Below are 13805 nucleotides of genomic sequence, written 5' to 3' on the forward strand. Positions count from 1 at the left end.
AACCAATCGTGAACGGATGTATGCTCATCGAGATGAGCGAGCAGGTGGAGACTCGAATCGAGCGCAAGGAGCGCACCCGCCGGGCACTGCTGGACGGGACCCTCGCGCTCGCCGCCGATCGTGGCTTCGCCGCCCTCAGCCTCCGCGAGATCGCGCGGTCGGCCGGGATCGTGCCCACCGCCTTCTACCGGCACTTCGCCTCGCTCGACGAATTGGGCGCCAGCCTGGTCGACGAGGGCGTGCGCCAACTGCGGCTGGCGCTGCGGGAGATGCGCCGCACCCCCGACGCCCGCCTGGCCGAGACCGTGCGTTTCGTGTTCGCCCAGGTGACCGGGCGCGAGGACCTCTACGGCTTCCTGATCCGCGAGCGGCACGGCGGCTCGGCCGCCCTGCGCGGGGCCATCGCGGTCGAAATGCAGCTCATCACAAGGGAACTCGTGGTCGACCTGTCCCGCGTCCCCGCTTTGGACAGCTGGTCACCGGACGATCTGGAGCTGGCCGCCGACCTCATCGTCTCGACGGTCGCCAACCACATCGCCGACTACGTCTCCGCCCCCCGCGCGGACCGCCCCGGCCTCATCGAGCGCACGGTCCGCCAGGTCCGCCTCATCGCCCTGGGCATGGCGTCCTGGCGCTCGGCCTGAGCGCCGGCACGAATTCAGGAGGCCACGTGGCACTCTCGCGCGTGTTCGAGCCAGGGCCGTTCGCGGTCCTCGGGGGTCATGGCGAGCAGGGCGTCGAGTTTCGCGCGGGCGGCGTCGTCGGCCGGGGTGTAGATCTGCACCCAGGAGCCCGCGATGGTGGGCAGGGACATGCTGGTGAGCACGACGTCGATGTCGCCGCCCGCCAGATTGCGGATCATCCGGAACCGGCCCAGGGGTGAGGCGACGTCGTTGCGCGCCCACAGCGTGGCGAACAGCGGGCTGCGCTCGCAGAGGTCCTCGACGAACGCCGTCCACTGCGGATCGTGCAGATTCTTGACGTAGGCGCTGCGCAGGAAGCCGACCATGCGCGAAAGGTGGTCCGGCCGACCGGGATACGGGTTGCAGCAGTCGGGCGTCAGGAAGACCCGGCGCAGCACATTGCGATCGCCCCGGGTGAACCCCGGCGTCAGCGCCTCGTAGGCCGCGTTGTGCGCGAGCACGTCGTAGCGCGCGGACAGCAGCGCGGCGGGCAGCGGATCGAGCTGATCCAGGATCTCCTGCAACTCCTCGGGGATCACATCCTCGGCGTGCCAGCTCGGCACGGTCGGCACATCCGCGAGCCGATACAGATGCGCCCGCTCGACCGGATCCAACGCCAGCGTGCGCGCGATCGCATCGAGCACCTGCACGCTGACATTGATGTCGCGGCCCTGTTCGAGCCAGGTGTACCAGGTCACCCCGACCCCGGCGAGCACCGCGACCTCCTCCCGCCGCAGGCCGGGCGTGCGCCGCCGCCCCGATGTCGGCAGACCGACCTCACCCGGGGAGAGCCGCGCCCGTCTCGTGCGCAGGAAGTCACGCAGCAGGGCGCGGCGGGCGGATATCGAGGCGGCGGTCATGATCGGAGTCAACCCGCCGGGCGGCGCGAATAGTCCGCGCGCTCAGGGCAATTCCCACGGCAGCTCGGCGAGCGCGTCCAGGTCGGCCGCGGTGCACATGCCCCGGACACCGGGCAGTCGCGCGAGGTAGTCGACGACCCGGTCGTGGTCCCAACCGTGGGATTCGCGCAGGCCCGCGGCGATCATGCCCAGGTAGGAGCGGGAGGGGCGGGTGAGGTCGGCGGTGGCGTGGTCCCAGGGAGCGGTGAAGGTGACGATCGGGTAGCCCTGGGAATCGCCTACATGCAGTACGGTTTCGTAGCGGCCGGGGCCCAATTGCAAACGGCCCGTTGCCAATACCTCGTCGATATCCGGTTCGGGGGCCTCGCCCGGTACGCGGTACATCTCCTGGTGGAGCAGGTCGGCGAACTGGGCCCGGGTGAGCAGGTAGCCGCGGGCCGCCGCGCCCACCGGCCAGCCCTCGTGCGGTTCGTCGGCGTAGAAGGCGACGCCGCCGCCCCAGATCCTGCTCTGCCAGGCGAAGTAGATCGTGCCCGGGAGGGTGAGGGGCTGGGTCTGCAAGGGCGGGGTGGGGTCGCGGAAACCGGGGTAGGTGTGGGCGGTCCACGGCGGGGTGCCGCCCTGGATGTAGTACGCCAGGCGACCGGCGTGCAGGTTGGAGCCGTAGGCGGCGTACCAGATGTGGGAGGCCGACGGGGCGGTAACGGTCACGATCGCTCCTTCCGCTCAGCCTGTGGTGTGCCCGCTCGGGGCGAGTTCCACACCGTCATACGCGTCACGCGCGGCGAGCACCTCGTCCATGTGCTGTTCGGCCCAGCCCTTGATCGCGGACATCACCGGGAGCAGCGAACGGCCCAGCGGGGTCAACTCGTAGTCGACCCGTACCGGAACCGTGGGAGTGACCGTGCGGGACACCAGGCCGTCGCGTTCCAGATTGCGCAGGGTCTGGGTGAGCATCTTCTGGCTCACGCTGGCCAGCCGTCGGCGCAGGTCGGTGTAGCGGCGCGGGCCGTCGGCGAGGGCGGTGACGACCAGGCTCACCCACTTGTCGGCGATCCGGTCGAGCAGCTGGCGCGCCGGGCATTCGGCCAGGTACGCGTCGTAGGCCGCCACTTCGTCGGCGCGACGGTCGGCCGCGGTGCGCGTGGTCATGACTCTCCTCGCGGTGCGATGGGCACTCTCGAGTGCCTACTTCCCGATAGAGAGTAACAGCCCATACGTTGTGCGGTATGAGCGCAGAGCAGAGCATGCGGGCGGTCGTGGCCCGCGGTTACGGCGGCCCGGACGTGCTGGAACTGGTGGAGTTGCCCGTCCCCGAGCCGGGTGCGGGGCAGGTACGGATCAGGGTCGAGGCGGCGGCCGTGAATCCGGTCGACCTGGCGACCCGTTCCGGCGCACTGGTCGACGGGGGTCTGATGGCGGCGCGCCCGATCACCGGAATCGGCTGGGACGTCGCGGGCACGGTCGACGCCCTCGGTCCCGGCGCGACCTCGTTCACCGTGGGCCAGTCCGTGATCGGACTGCGCGACCTGCTCGACGTCTCCGTCGGCGCCTACGCCGAATACCTCGTCCTCGACGAATCCGCCGTCGCCCCCGCCCCCGTCGATGTCCCCGCGTCCGCCGCGGCGACCCTTCCGCTCAACGGTCTCACCGCCGCCCAGGCCCTGGACCGCCTCGCCCTCCCCGCGGGCGGCAGCCTGCTGATCACCGGCGCGGCCGGGGCCGTGGGCGCCTTCGCGGTCGAACTCGCGACCCGCCGGGGCCTGCGCGTGGTAGCGCAAGCGAATGCCGCCGACGAACCCTTCCTCCGCGACATCGGCGCCCACTGGTTCCTCGACCGCGAAAAACCCGACCTGCCAACGGAAGTCCGCCGCCCGATCCCCGCCGGAGCCGACGCCGCCCTCGACACCGCGGGCCTCGGCATCCGCGCCCTCGCCGCCGTCCGCACGAACGGCTCCTACGCCACGGTCGTCGGCGGCCCTCCCCCACTCCCCTTGCGCGGCATCACCGTTCACCAGATCTGGATCAAGGCCGACGGCCCCACCCTCACCACCCTCGCGACCCACGTCCCGACCCTGCGCGTGGCGGGAACGTTCCCGTTGGACAAGGCGGCCCTCGCCCACCGCCGCCTGGCCGAGGGCCGAGTACGCGGCCGCTTCGTCCTCACGCTGTGACGGCTCTCCGTCAATCCATCCCCCGTCGCCCCGGCGTCCAGAACGGCTTGGTGAGGATCGCGCGGCGGGGCCAGCCTCGGTCGTGGACAAGGTGTTTCGTGATGCGCTGGATGGTGCGGGCCTCGCCTGCCAGGTAGGCGATGCCCGGGGTGGTGGGGAGGTCGAGGGTGCGGATGGCGTTCAGGAGGGTGGTGGAGTCGGCCGCCGAGGTGGTGCCGCGGAGGGGGCGGGTGAGGGATTCGGATCGAGGGAGGGGGAGGCGGTCTTCGGGGGTGGCGGTTTCGATGGCGCCGTGGACGGGGGCTTCGTCGGGGAGGGCGCGGAGCATGGGACCGAAGGCCACCGAGGCGGTTTCCTCTCCGGCGAACACGTGGTAGGGGGCGTCGGGGCGGAGGGTGAAGGCGCCCTCGGGGCCGCGGAAGCGGACGGGGGCGCCGACGGTGGCGGTGCGGCCCCAGCGCGCGCCGGGGCCGTCGCCGTGGTCGAGGACGCACACGTGCAGTTCGCCGTTCTCGCGGTCGAAATGCCAGACCGAGTAGGTGCGCAGGTCGCCGAGGCGGGCGAAGACGCCGTCGGCGCCGGGGTCGCCGGTGGCGATCCGAACCTGTTGTCCCGGAAGCCAATCCAGGTCGCGCAGGTCGGGGCCGCCGATGCGGACGCGGGTCATGCGGGCGGCGATGCGTTCGGTCTCGAGGACGCGGCCGGCGCTGAAGAACCGGTCCAGGAGCCGGTCGCCGAGGCCCCGGGAGGGTCGATTGTCGGTGTGGGCCATGGGAATACCTTCGATTCGCGGAATTCAATCGGTGTGTCGGCCCCGTCGCCGACGGTGATGCCGACGTTTCGCGTCGGATTTCAGTTGCTGGAGTTCGCGGGTGGTGTCCCGCAGGATGTCGCGCACCTGGTCGACGACGACCGGATCGCCGTGCGCGTGCGCCACCGCCGAGACCGCCGCCTTGAACAAACGCAGTGCGGGACCGATGATCTCGGCGGCCTCGGGATCGCGGAACATCCCCCATTCGCCGCGTTCGTCGGCCCGCGCCCAGATCCGCTCGATCGTCGCGCGCTGCCGGTCGACCTCGTCGTGCCCGGCGGGGTCGATGTGGAAAACCTTTCGCCCGCCGGTGATTTCGAGGGTGACCAGCCCCTCGTCCTCGAGCTGTTGCAGCGTGGGATACACCGCGCCCGCGCTCGGCCGATACGCCCCGCCGCAGCGCTGCTCGAGCCGGGACATCAGCTCGTATCCGTGGCCGGGCCGCTCGGCGATCAGCGCCAGCAGCGCCAGCCGCAGCTCACCGGCGCCGAAGAAGCGCCCGCTCCCCGGCCCCACCCCGCCCAGATCGGCGAAACGTCGCGGATTCACCGTCTGACGATATATCGTAAGATATAGCGTCAGCAAGGCTTCCGGGCATGAACTATCGTCGAGTCATGAGGACGCGGCCGCTGCGATTGATCCGGGACGAACTCGTGGATTACGACAAGGCCCTCGACCGCATGGCCGAGCTGGTCGAGGCGCGCCAGCGCGACGCCGTGCCGGATACGTTGTGGCTGCTCAGCCATCCGCAGGTCTACACCATCGGGCGGCGCACCCCGGCCGAGCACCTGCCCGACCCCGCCCACCACATCCCCGTGATCGAGACCACCCGCGGCGGTCAGCTCACCTACCACGGCCCCGGTCAGCTCGTCGGCTATCTGATCGTCCGGCTCGGACCGGGCGAGGGCGTGGTCGACTACATCCGGGAGGTCGAGCATCGCCTGGTCGCCGCCCTCGCCGACCTCGGCGTCGCGGCCGAAAGACGCGACACCCCACCGGGTTCGGAGCTGCTGACCGGTGTGTGGACCACCGCGACCGGCCGCAAGATCGTCTCCATCGGCATGCGCCAGAGCCGCGGCGTCACCAGCCACGGCTTCGCGCTCAACGTCGACGGCGACCTCGAACCGTGGCGCTGGGCGGTGGCCTGCGGCCTCCCCGAGGTCGACATGACCTCCGTGTCCCGCGAGATCGGCCCCACCACCATGGATCAGGCCCGCGCCGCCGTGGCCGCCGCCTTCGAGGCGAGCGAACGGGCCTAGTCACCGGTCCAATGCCGCCAACACCTGGCGGGCGGTGTTGGCGTGGCTCGCGGCATTGGGGTGCAGGGGTACGACGGCGTCCGGGGAGGTGGGCACCGCGCCCACCATCCAGCTCTGGCCGGGGGCGGCGCAGGCGTCGTGGCCCCGGGTGGAGGCGGTCAGGCTGACGAAGGTCGCGTCGTGGGCGGCGGCCTGGGCGGCCATGACGGCATTGAGTTGGTCGATCTTGGCCTGGAGGTAGGTCGCGTCGGCGGGCCAGGCGGGTTGCACGCCGGGACAACCGTTCTCGCGGATGCCTTGGGGGTAGCCGACCAGGACGATGCGCGCGAGGGGGGAGCGCTGGCGGATCTGCTCGATGATGGTGCCGTAGGTGGGGGCGAAGGCGTCGATGTGTTCGCCGACGAGGTCGCGGCCGCCCGCGGTGTTCGCGGCGGCGCAGGATTGCCCGTAGGGCTCGGGCAGGGGATTGATGCAGGATACCCCGAGTTGCACGAGCCCGATGTCGTTGCCGCCCATGCCGATCGTCACCAGCGTGGTGTCGGGGGTGAGCGCGTCGTACTGCGGGGCGGCGGGACCGGTGAGGTCCGGCTGTGTCCCGGCGAGGTCGGCCGAGGTCGCGCCGCCGCAGCTGACATCGCGGAAGACCTTGGCGTGCAATGCCTTCGCCACCAGCTTCGGGTAGTTCACGGTGCTCTGGCTGCACAATCCGACGACCCCGTTCACCGTGGTCACCGGCGCGATCCCGACTCCGGCGGCATAGGAGTCGCCCATCGCGACGTAAACCGGCTCGGCGGTGGTGGATTCGGCGGACGCGGTGCCGGTGGCGGCGGCAGCGGCCAGCCCGGCGGCCACCGCGACGGTGCGGAGGCGACGAGAAGTGGACATCGTATTCCGATCTCAGATCCGGTTACTCGCAAGTAGTGTGGACCGGGTCACGCCGACGGTCAATGGGTTCCGCGGCCCGGCGACGCTCCCACCAGCGGGCCAGCAGTTCGGTGGCGACGACGTAGACGACGCCGAGCAGGACGTCGACCACGTAGTGTTCGCCGCCGTAGACGAGGGTGAAGGCCATGGCCGCGGGGAAGGCGGCGATCGGGACGCGCAGCCACCAGCGGTGGACGAGGGGCCACAGGGTCGCGGCGACCAGCACGGCGAAGGCGGTGTGCAGCGACGGGAGGGCGGCGACGTAGTTGCCGTGTTCCTCGAGCCAGGCCGCGCTCACCCGGGGATCGACCGCGCCGAGGCCGAATCCCGAGATGCGCCGGACGTTCTCGCCGAGCGCGCCCACCCGGCCCGCGTACCACGGCGGCGCGGCGGGCAGCAGGATGTAGGTGAGCAGCGCCAGATAGGACAGGATGAGAACGCGCCGCATGTACCGCGCCCACAGCGGCCGCAAGCGCACGTAGAAGATCGCGGCGAGCGCCCACGGGACGATGAAGTGCGTGGTGTAGACGACGCCGATGATCGGCGTCAACCACGGCTGTCCGTGCGCGGCGAGGTGGTCCTGCAACCACACCGTCGGGACGGTCCCGCCGAACAGCCACCGCTCGACGTGGACGATCTCCTCGATCCGCACCGGCATGCCGAGCGTGTCGGCCAGATCGCGGGTGTAGTCGTAGATCAGCAGCGCGCCGATGAGCGGCAGCCAGTCGAGGACGACGCGCACGTGGTCGCGCCACGGCCGGTCGATGGTGAAGGCGACGATCCCGCCAAGGATCCACGCCGCCTCCTGCACCCGGCCACCGGGCAGCGCGCCGGACGCGATCGCCCCGACCAGCGCGATCAGGTAGAGCACCCGCGCGAGGGCGCGGACCGACCGGTGTCCCGGACTGGGGTCGCCGGTGCTCGAGGTCACCGTGCCGGACGACGTCGCTGACGACCCTGTCATTCACTCAGTGTTTCACGCGCGTTCACCGGGCTGGACACCGCCGGTCCTTCCGCGATCGCTCAGCTAACCACCGTCGTGCCGGTCGAATTTCCGCGATCGCCGCGTACGCGGTGAATTCGACTGTATTCCAAGGCGATTCGACGGCGACTCCGGCACGCCCGCGTGACCGACCGTGTAACCGAGTCGTTATCGGGTAGCCCGCCGAATGCGGCCCGAAAGGAAGGATGTGCATGACCGCGACCGGAGAACCGATGCGGACGGTGACCTCGTTCCCGCAGGAGATCACCGTCGAGGAACATCTGTGGATCCCCATGTTGGACGGGATCCGGCTGGCGGCCAAGGTGTGGCGGCCCGTCGCCGCGGAGGATCGACCCGTGCCCGGCGTCCTGGAGTACATCCCCTATCGGAAGCGGGATCTCAGCGCGGTGCGGGATTCGATCCATCATCCGTATCTGGCGGGACACGGATACGCCTGTGTCCGAGTCGATCTGCGCGGCACGGGCGAGTCGGAGGGGGTGCTGGCCGACGAGTATCTCGAACAGGAGCATCGCGACGCCGAGGACGTCATGGCGTGGATGTGCGAACAACCCTGGTGCAACGGGCGAATCGGGATGATGGGCATCTCGTGGGGCGGATTCAACGCCTTGCAGATCGCGGCGCGCAAGCCGCCGGGGCTCGAGGCGATCGTCATCTCCTCGTTCACCGACGACCGCTATTCCGACGACATGCATTACATGGGCGGGGCGCTGCTGTCGGACAATATCGCCGAGTCGGCGACCATGTTCGCCTACAGCACGCTGCCACCCGATCCGGCGCTCGTGGGCGAGCGCTGGCGGGAGATGTGGCTCGAGCGGCTGGAGAATTGCAGCCTGTGGGCGGCGAACTGGCTCGAACACCAGCGCCGCGACGAGTACTGGCGACGGGCGTCGGTGTGCGAGAACTACACCGACGTGCGGGTGCCCGTGCTCGCCTCGAGCGGGTGGGCCGACGGCTACTCCAACGCGGTGGCGCGGCTGCTCGCCAATCTGGATGTTCCCCGCAAGGGGTTGATCGGCCCGTGGAGCCACAAGTACCCGCATCTGGGCGAGCCGGGTCCCGCCATCGGCTATCTGCAAGAGGTGCTGCGCTGGTGGGATCACTGGCTCAAGGACGAAGACAACGGGGCGATGGACGGGCCGATGCTCTACACCTGGATGCAGGAGAGCGTGCCGCCGTCGACGTCCTACGAGGAGCGGCCCGGCCGCTGGGTCGGCGAACCCTGTTGGCCCTCACCGCATGTCGAGCTGATCGAGCATCCGCTCACCCGATACCGGATCGCGCGGCCCGGCGAGGACGCGCCCGCGGCGGACCTGCCGGTCGAATCCCCGCTGTCCGTCGGGCAATTCGCGGGCAAGTGGGCGTCCTACAGCGCCCCGCCGGATCTGCCCTACGACCAGCGCGAGGAGGACGGCGGCTCGCTGGTGTTCGACACCGACGAACTCACCGAACGCTGCGAGATCCTGGGCACGCCGGAACTCACGCTCGAGGTGTCCGCCGACCGGCCGGTGGCCATGGTCGCGGCCCGGCTGTCCGATGTGGCCCCCGACGGGCGTGCGACCCGGGTGACCTACGGCCTGCTGAACCTCACCCATCGCGACGGCCACGAACAGCCGCGTCCGTTGGAGCCGGGCGAGCGGTACCGAGTCACGGTGCGGCTCAACGCGTTGGCGCAGGCGTTCCCGGCCGGGCATCGCATCCGGCTGTCGCTGTCGACCTCGTACTGGCCGCTGGCGTGGCCGCCGCCGGAACCCGCGCGGCTGACCGTGCACACCGCGGGCAGCGGCCTGCGGCTGCCGATCCGGCCGATCGCCGAATCCGACGAGATCCCGCCGCAACCGTTCGGGCCGCCCGAGGGCGCGCCGCCCATGCGCACCACCCAGGTCACCCCCGGGCGGCAGCAGTGGACCGTCACCCGTGACCTGATCGACTACGACTCCTCGTTGAATGTGGTCAAGGACGCGGGAGTGGTCCGGTTCGACGAGCACGATCTGCTGGTGGACCGCCGGGTGCGGGAGAACTACGGGTGGCGTGCGGACGAGTTCTGCTCGGCCACCGCGGAGACCTCGTGGTCGATGACGTTCTCCCGCGGCGACTGGGTGTGCCGCACCGACACCCGCACCCGGGTGACCTGCACGCCCACCGATTTCGTGGTCCACGCCCAGCTCGACGGGTTCGAGGGCGAGCGGCGGACGTACTCGCGGAACTGGTTCCGGACCATCCCCCGTGATCATGTCTGACGCGCGACCGAGCCTGCGCGCCCGCGCGCGGATCGCCGCGCTCCGGTTGACCGGAGCGAAACGGACGTTCGCCGATCCCCGGGCGCTCGACGAGAGCATCCGCCGGAGTCAGCGTCCGGAACGGGACCGGCCGCCGAGGGCGCTGTACCGGCGACACGCGGTGACGCGCCGGGAGATCCACGGGCGTCCGGTCTACACCATTCGCCCACGCGGACAACGCGGTTCGCGCCACGTCCTCTATCTGCACGGCGGCGCGTACGTCCATCAGATCCAGCGCGATCACTGGAAGTTCCTGTCCCGCTTGGTGAATCGAGCCGGTTGCACGGTCACCGTGCCGCTGTATCCGCTCGCGCCCGACCATCACTGCGACGACACCATCGCCATGATCGTGGCCACCCACGAGGCGGCCTTCGCCGACACCGCACCGGCGGACACGGTGCTCATGGGCGATTCCGCCGGGGGCGCACTGGCTCTCGTGCTCGCCCGCGCGCTCGCCGCGCGGGGCGAGGCCGGGCCGAAGGAGGTGGTGATGATCTCGCCGTGGCTCGATGTCTCCATGAGCGATCCGGTGGCCGCGGCGATCGACCCCGCCGATCCGTATCTGAGCGTGCCCGGACTGCTCGAGGCCGGACGCCTGTACGCGGGCGAGCAGGACCGCGCGCATCCGGCGATCAGCCCGCTGTACGCGCCCGCCGCGACGCCCGGCGCGCTGAGCCTGTTCATCGGCACCCGGGACGTGCTGCTCGCGGACGCGCGCCGATTCCGCGACCGCTGCGCGCGCGAGGGCGTCGAGCTCGGCTACTTCGAATACGCGGACATGTTCCACGCCTGGCCACTGGCCAACATCCCCGAGGCCCGCCAGGCGACAACGCAATTGGCACGACTCGTGCGCCGCTGAAGAAGGCCGCGAGGCCACAACACAATCGGCACGGCTCGTGTGCCGCTGAAGAAGGCCACAAGGCCACAACGCGACTCCGACCGATACCGGGAAGGACAAGTGAGGTAATGGTGGATCGACGCGATATCTTCGTGCTCGCGCTGGACAAGGGCAATCTTCGTACGCTGCAACAGGTTCCGGGGGCGGAGCGGTTCCGATACCACGGGCTGCTCGGCATCGAGGAGACCCAGGAGGGTGAGATCCCGATCGAGGAGCTGCTGCACAAGGCGCGGCGGGAACTCGAGGCGTTCGACGGTGAGATCGCGGCGATCGTCGGCTATTGGGACTTCCCGGTCACCGCGCTGGTGCCCATGCTGTGCGAGCGGTTCGGGCTGCCGAGCGCGGACCTCGAGGCGATCGCGAAGTGCGAGCACAAGTATTGGAGCCGCCTGGAACAGAGCGAGGTCGTCGACGACCTGCCGAAATTCGGGATCGTCGATCTCGCGGGCGAACCTCGGCTGCCCGAGGGCATGGCGTATCCGGTGTGGCTCAAACCGGTGAAGTCGTTCTCCTCGGAGCTGGCCTTCCACGTCCACGACGATCGCGAATTCGCCGACGCGGTCGACCGGATCCGCGAGGGCGTGGGCCGGGTGGGCAAGCCGTTCGAATTCGTGCTCGACCGGCTCGACCTGCCCGCGGAGATCGCCGAGATCGGCGGGCAGGCGTGCCTGGCGGAGGAGGCGCTGACCGGCGTGCAGGCGGCCACGGAGGGCTATGTGTATCAGGGCAAGGTGGTGGTGAACGGTGCGCTGGACTCGATCAACTACCCCGACACCCCCTGCTTCCTGCGCCATCAGTATCCGTCGCAGCTGCCGCCGGAGATCGTGCGCCGCATGACCGAGATCTCCGAACGCGTGATCGAGCGAATCGGCTTGGACAACACCATGTTCAGCATCGAGTTCTTCTGCGAGCCGGACACCGGGCGGGTCACCATCCTGGAGATCAATCCCCGGCACTCCCAATCGCACGCGGATATGTTCCTGGCGGTCGGCGGCGTCCCCAATCACCACTGCATGCTCGCGCTCGGCCTCGGCGAGGATCCCGCCATGCCGCGCGGCGAGGGCCCCTACGAGATCGCGGCCAAGTGGTATCACCGGCGCTTCGCCGACGCCGTCGTCCGCCGTGTCCCGACCGCCGCCGAGATCGAGCGCATCCAGCGCGAAATCCCCGGCGTCACCGTCGAACTCGTCACCGCCGAGGGCGCTCGCCTGTCCGACGCGCCCGCCCAGGACAGCTACAGCTTCGAACTGGCCGACATCTTCGTCGGCGCGGACAGCGAGGCGGAGCTGATCCGCAAGTACGACAAGTGCGTGGCCGCACTGCGTTTCGAGTTCGAGGAGATCGAACAGTCAGCGGGCGCGGCGCGGTAGGTAGCGGCCGCCGGGGGCGTCGGTGATCTTCCCGTCGCCCAGGATGCGGCGGCCACGCAGGAAGACGTCGGTCACCCGGGCGGACATGGCGAAACCCTCGAAAGGCGAGTATTCCTGGGCGGATTCGGAGTCCGCGGCGCGCACGGTCCAGCGGGCGTCCGGGTCGACGAGGGCGATGTCGGCGTCGTAGCCGGGCGCGATATCGCCCTTGGTGGTGAGGCCGTAGCGGCGTGCGGGGTTGGCGGCGGTGAGTTCGGCGACGCGGGACAGCGGCAGGCCGCGGCGGATCGCCTCGCCGACGAGGCCGGGCAGCAGGTACTCCGCGCCGCCGAAGCCGGAGCGGGCGGCGAAGACGTCGTCGCGGTCGGGGCCGAACTTCTGTTCGTCGCGGCAACACGCGTGATCGCTGACGACCCAATCGATCTCGCCCGCGAGCAGATGCCGCCACAGCGCCTCCACCTCGGCGCGCTCGCGCAGCGGCGGGTTGACCTTGCCGCCGACGCCGTGCGCGGTGTCCACGTCGGCGAGCAGGTGGCCGATGGTGACCTCGCGCCGAAAGTCTATGTGCGGGAACGCCTTCGCCATGGTCAGCGCGGCGGCGACGGCCTTGCCCGAGGACAGGTGCAGCAGGTTGATCGCGGGCAGGCCGGTCTCGTGGGCCAGGTAGGACGCGATCGTGATGGCCAGTCCCTCCGAATGCGGTGGGCGCGACGCGCTGTAGGCGCGCAGGCCGGTCAGATCCGGATCGCGTTCGACCAGGGCGGTGTAGGCGGCCATGATCTCGGCGGTCTCGCAGTGCAGCGACAGCGAGATCCGCGGGCCGAAGCGGTCGCGGGCGCGCTGGACGCCGCGCATGACGAATTCGAAGTGCGCCAGGTCGTAGCGTTCGCCGGGCGGGAGCATGAGAAACTCGCTCTGGTCGGCGGACCGGCCGTGCAGGCCGTGGCCGCCGTAGAACATGAAGATCTTGAACGACGTGATGCCGAATTCCTCGATCAGGAAAGGTATCTCGTCGATGTGCCCGGCGCTCATCGGCGCCAGATGCAGGGCGTGATCGATGTGGGCGCGGCCGCGCAGACGGTCGAAGACCTCGGGCAGGAAGTCCCGGTAGGGGCCGCCGCGGTCGAGGTAGTAGCGGCCGGTGCGCAGGTAGGTCAGGGCCGTGGTGACCCCGCCCTGGGCGCACGCGCGGCTCTCGGATTCGGTGTCCGCGCCCAGCTCCCGGTAGATCCCCCAGTGCTGGTGCGCGTCCACGACACCCGGGAAGGCCAGCAGCCCTTCGGCATTCGTCACCCGGGCGCCGGGGCGGGACAGGCCGGGCCCGACCTCGGTGACGATGCCGTCGGCGACGGCGATATCGGCGAACTCGGTGTCGCGTCCGGGCCGGACCACTCGGGCGCCACGGATCAGCAGGTCGGTTGCCGCCACGATTCGCTCCGGTTTCTCTCTGCGAAACAGCTTTACAGTACGTGGGATCATCGCAGTAGGATGCGCTGGTAGTCAACGACCTCGTGTTTCACTCAGGGAAACAGTTGACGGAGAGGAGG

The 13805-nt window shown here is 70.1% G+C and carries 14 protein-coding genes; 6 read left to right on the top strand and 8 right to left on the bottom strand.

Annotation, left to right across the window (positions count from 1 at the left end; genetic code table 11):
* Positions 1 to 32 precede the first annotated feature (32 nt).
* Positions 33 to 644: a TetR family transcriptional regulator gene (locus tag ACFYTQ_RS32010; RefSeq protein ID WP_387369078.1), complete on the top strand. Its 612-nt coding sequence runs from the start codon at positions 33 to 35 to the stop codon at positions 642 to 644.
* 14 nt (positions 645 to 658) lie between these two features.
* On the opposite strand, the gene ACFYTQ_RS32015 is transcribed toward ACFYTQ_RS32010, so the two are convergent.
* The 3 genes from ACFYTQ_RS32015 to ACFYTQ_RS32025 are packed head-to-tail and all read right to left on the bottom strand — an operon-like array spanning position 659 to position 2695.
* Positions 659 to 1543 carry a helix-turn-helix transcriptional regulator gene (locus ACFYTQ_RS32015; protein WP_387369080.1) on the bottom strand — a complete coding sequence of 295 codons (885 nt, stop codon included), beginning with the start codon at positions 1541 to 1543 and terminating at the stop codon, positions 659 to 661.
* Positions 1544 to 1585: 42 nt separating this feature from the next.
* Entirely contained in the window at positions 1586 to 2254 is a 669-nt protein-coding gene (locus ACFYTQ_RS32020) for a histone deacetylase (RefSeq protein WP_387369082.1), read from the bottom strand.
* Between the two features lie 15 nt (positions 2255 to 2269).
* Positions 2270 to 2695 (bottom strand): winged helix-turn-helix transcriptional regulator, encoded by a 426-nt coding sequence (locus ACFYTQ_RS32025; protein WP_387369084.1) that lies wholly within the window; start codon positions 2693 to 2695, stop codon positions 2270 to 2272.
* 77 nt (positions 2696 to 2772) lie between these two features.
* On the opposite strand from ACFYTQ_RS32025, the gene ACFYTQ_RS32030 reads away from it, so the two are divergent.
* Positions 2773 to 3717 carry an NADP-dependent oxidoreductase gene (locus ACFYTQ_RS32030; RefSeq protein ID WP_387369086.1) on the top strand — a complete coding sequence of 315 codons (945 nt, stop codon included), beginning with the start codon at positions 2773 to 2775 and terminating at the stop codon, positions 3715 to 3717.
* A 10-nt stretch (positions 3718 to 3727) separates the two neighbouring features.
* Here ACFYTQ_RS32030 and ACFYTQ_RS32035 read toward each other — a convergent pair whose 3' ends face one another.
* A complete protein-coding gene (locus ACFYTQ_RS32035; RefSeq protein WP_387369087.1) occupies positions 3728 to 4489 on the bottom strand; it encodes a siderophore-interacting protein in 762 nt (253 codons plus the stop codon).
* 24 nt (positions 4490 to 4513) lie between these two features.
* Positions 4514 to 5077, bottom strand: a complete 564-nt coding sequence (locus ACFYTQ_RS32040) for a PadR family transcriptional regulator (protein ID WP_387369089.1) — start codon at positions 5075 to 5077, stop codon at positions 4514 to 4516.
* Between the two features lie 65 nt (positions 5078 to 5142).
* On the opposite strand from ACFYTQ_RS32040, the gene lipB reads away from it, so the two are divergent.
* Positions 5143 to 5787 carry a lipoyl(octanoyl) transferase LipB gene (lipB, locus tag ACFYTQ_RS32045; protein WP_387369091.1) on the top strand — a complete coding sequence of 215 codons (645 nt, stop codon included), beginning with the start codon at positions 5143 to 5145 and terminating at the stop codon, positions 5785 to 5787.
* Here the strand turns inward: lipB and ACFYTQ_RS32050 are convergent, their stop codons facing one another.
* On the bottom strand, positions 5788 to 6672 hold the full coding sequence (locus tag ACFYTQ_RS32050) for an SGNH/GDSL hydrolase family protein (protein WP_387369093.1): 885 nt from the start codon (positions 6670 to 6672) through the stop codon (positions 5788 to 5790).
* Positions 6673 to 6694: 22 nt separating this feature from the next.
* The gene (locus ACFYTQ_RS32055; RefSeq protein WP_387369095.1) at positions 6695 to 7675 is read right to left on the bottom strand and encodes a phosphatase PAP2 family protein; all 981 of its coding nucleotides are present in this window, start codon (positions 7673 to 7675) and stop codon (positions 6695 to 6697) included.
* Between the two features lie 230 nt (positions 7676 to 7905).
* Here ACFYTQ_RS32055 and ACFYTQ_RS32060 point away from each other — a divergent pair, with 230 nt between their 5' ends.
* The 3 genes from ACFYTQ_RS32060 (at position 7906) to ACFYTQ_RS32070 (ending at position 12258) form a co-directional block, all read left to right on the top strand.
* Positions 7906 to 9951 carry a CocE/NonD family hydrolase gene (locus ACFYTQ_RS32060; protein ID WP_387369097.1) on the top strand — a complete coding sequence of 682 codons (2046 nt, stop codon included), beginning with the start codon at positions 7906 to 7908 and terminating at the stop codon, positions 9949 to 9951.
* Positions 9944 to 10849, top strand: coding sequence for an alpha/beta hydrolase fold domain-containing protein (locus ACFYTQ_RS32065; protein WP_387369099.1), 906 nt, complete (start codon positions 9944 to 9946; stop codon positions 10847 to 10849). The genes ACFYTQ_RS32060 and ACFYTQ_RS32065 overlap by 8 nt, the downstream gene beginning before the upstream one ends.
* Positions 10850 to 10956: 107 nt before the next feature.
* Positions 10957 to 12258 (top strand): acetyl-CoA carboxylase biotin carboxylase subunit family protein, encoded by a 1302-nt coding sequence (locus ACFYTQ_RS32070; RefSeq protein ID WP_387369101.1) that lies wholly within the window; start codon positions 10957 to 10959, stop codon positions 12256 to 12258.
* Here the strand turns inward: ACFYTQ_RS32070 and ACFYTQ_RS32075 are convergent.
* The gene (locus ACFYTQ_RS32075) at positions 12238 to 13686 is read right to left on the bottom strand and encodes a dihydroorotase family protein (RefSeq protein WP_387369103.1); all 1449 of its coding nucleotides are present in this window, start codon (positions 13684 to 13686) and stop codon (positions 12238 to 12240) included. The two genes, ACFYTQ_RS32070 and ACFYTQ_RS32075, sit on opposite strands and share 21 nt — an antisense overlap.
* Between the last annotated feature and the right edge of the window lie 119 nt (positions 13687 to 13805).

Source organism: Nocardia sp. NPDC004068 (assembly GCF_042874315.1).
GTDB lineage: Bacteria > Actinomycetota > Actinomycetes > Mycobacteriales > Mycobacteriaceae > Nocardia.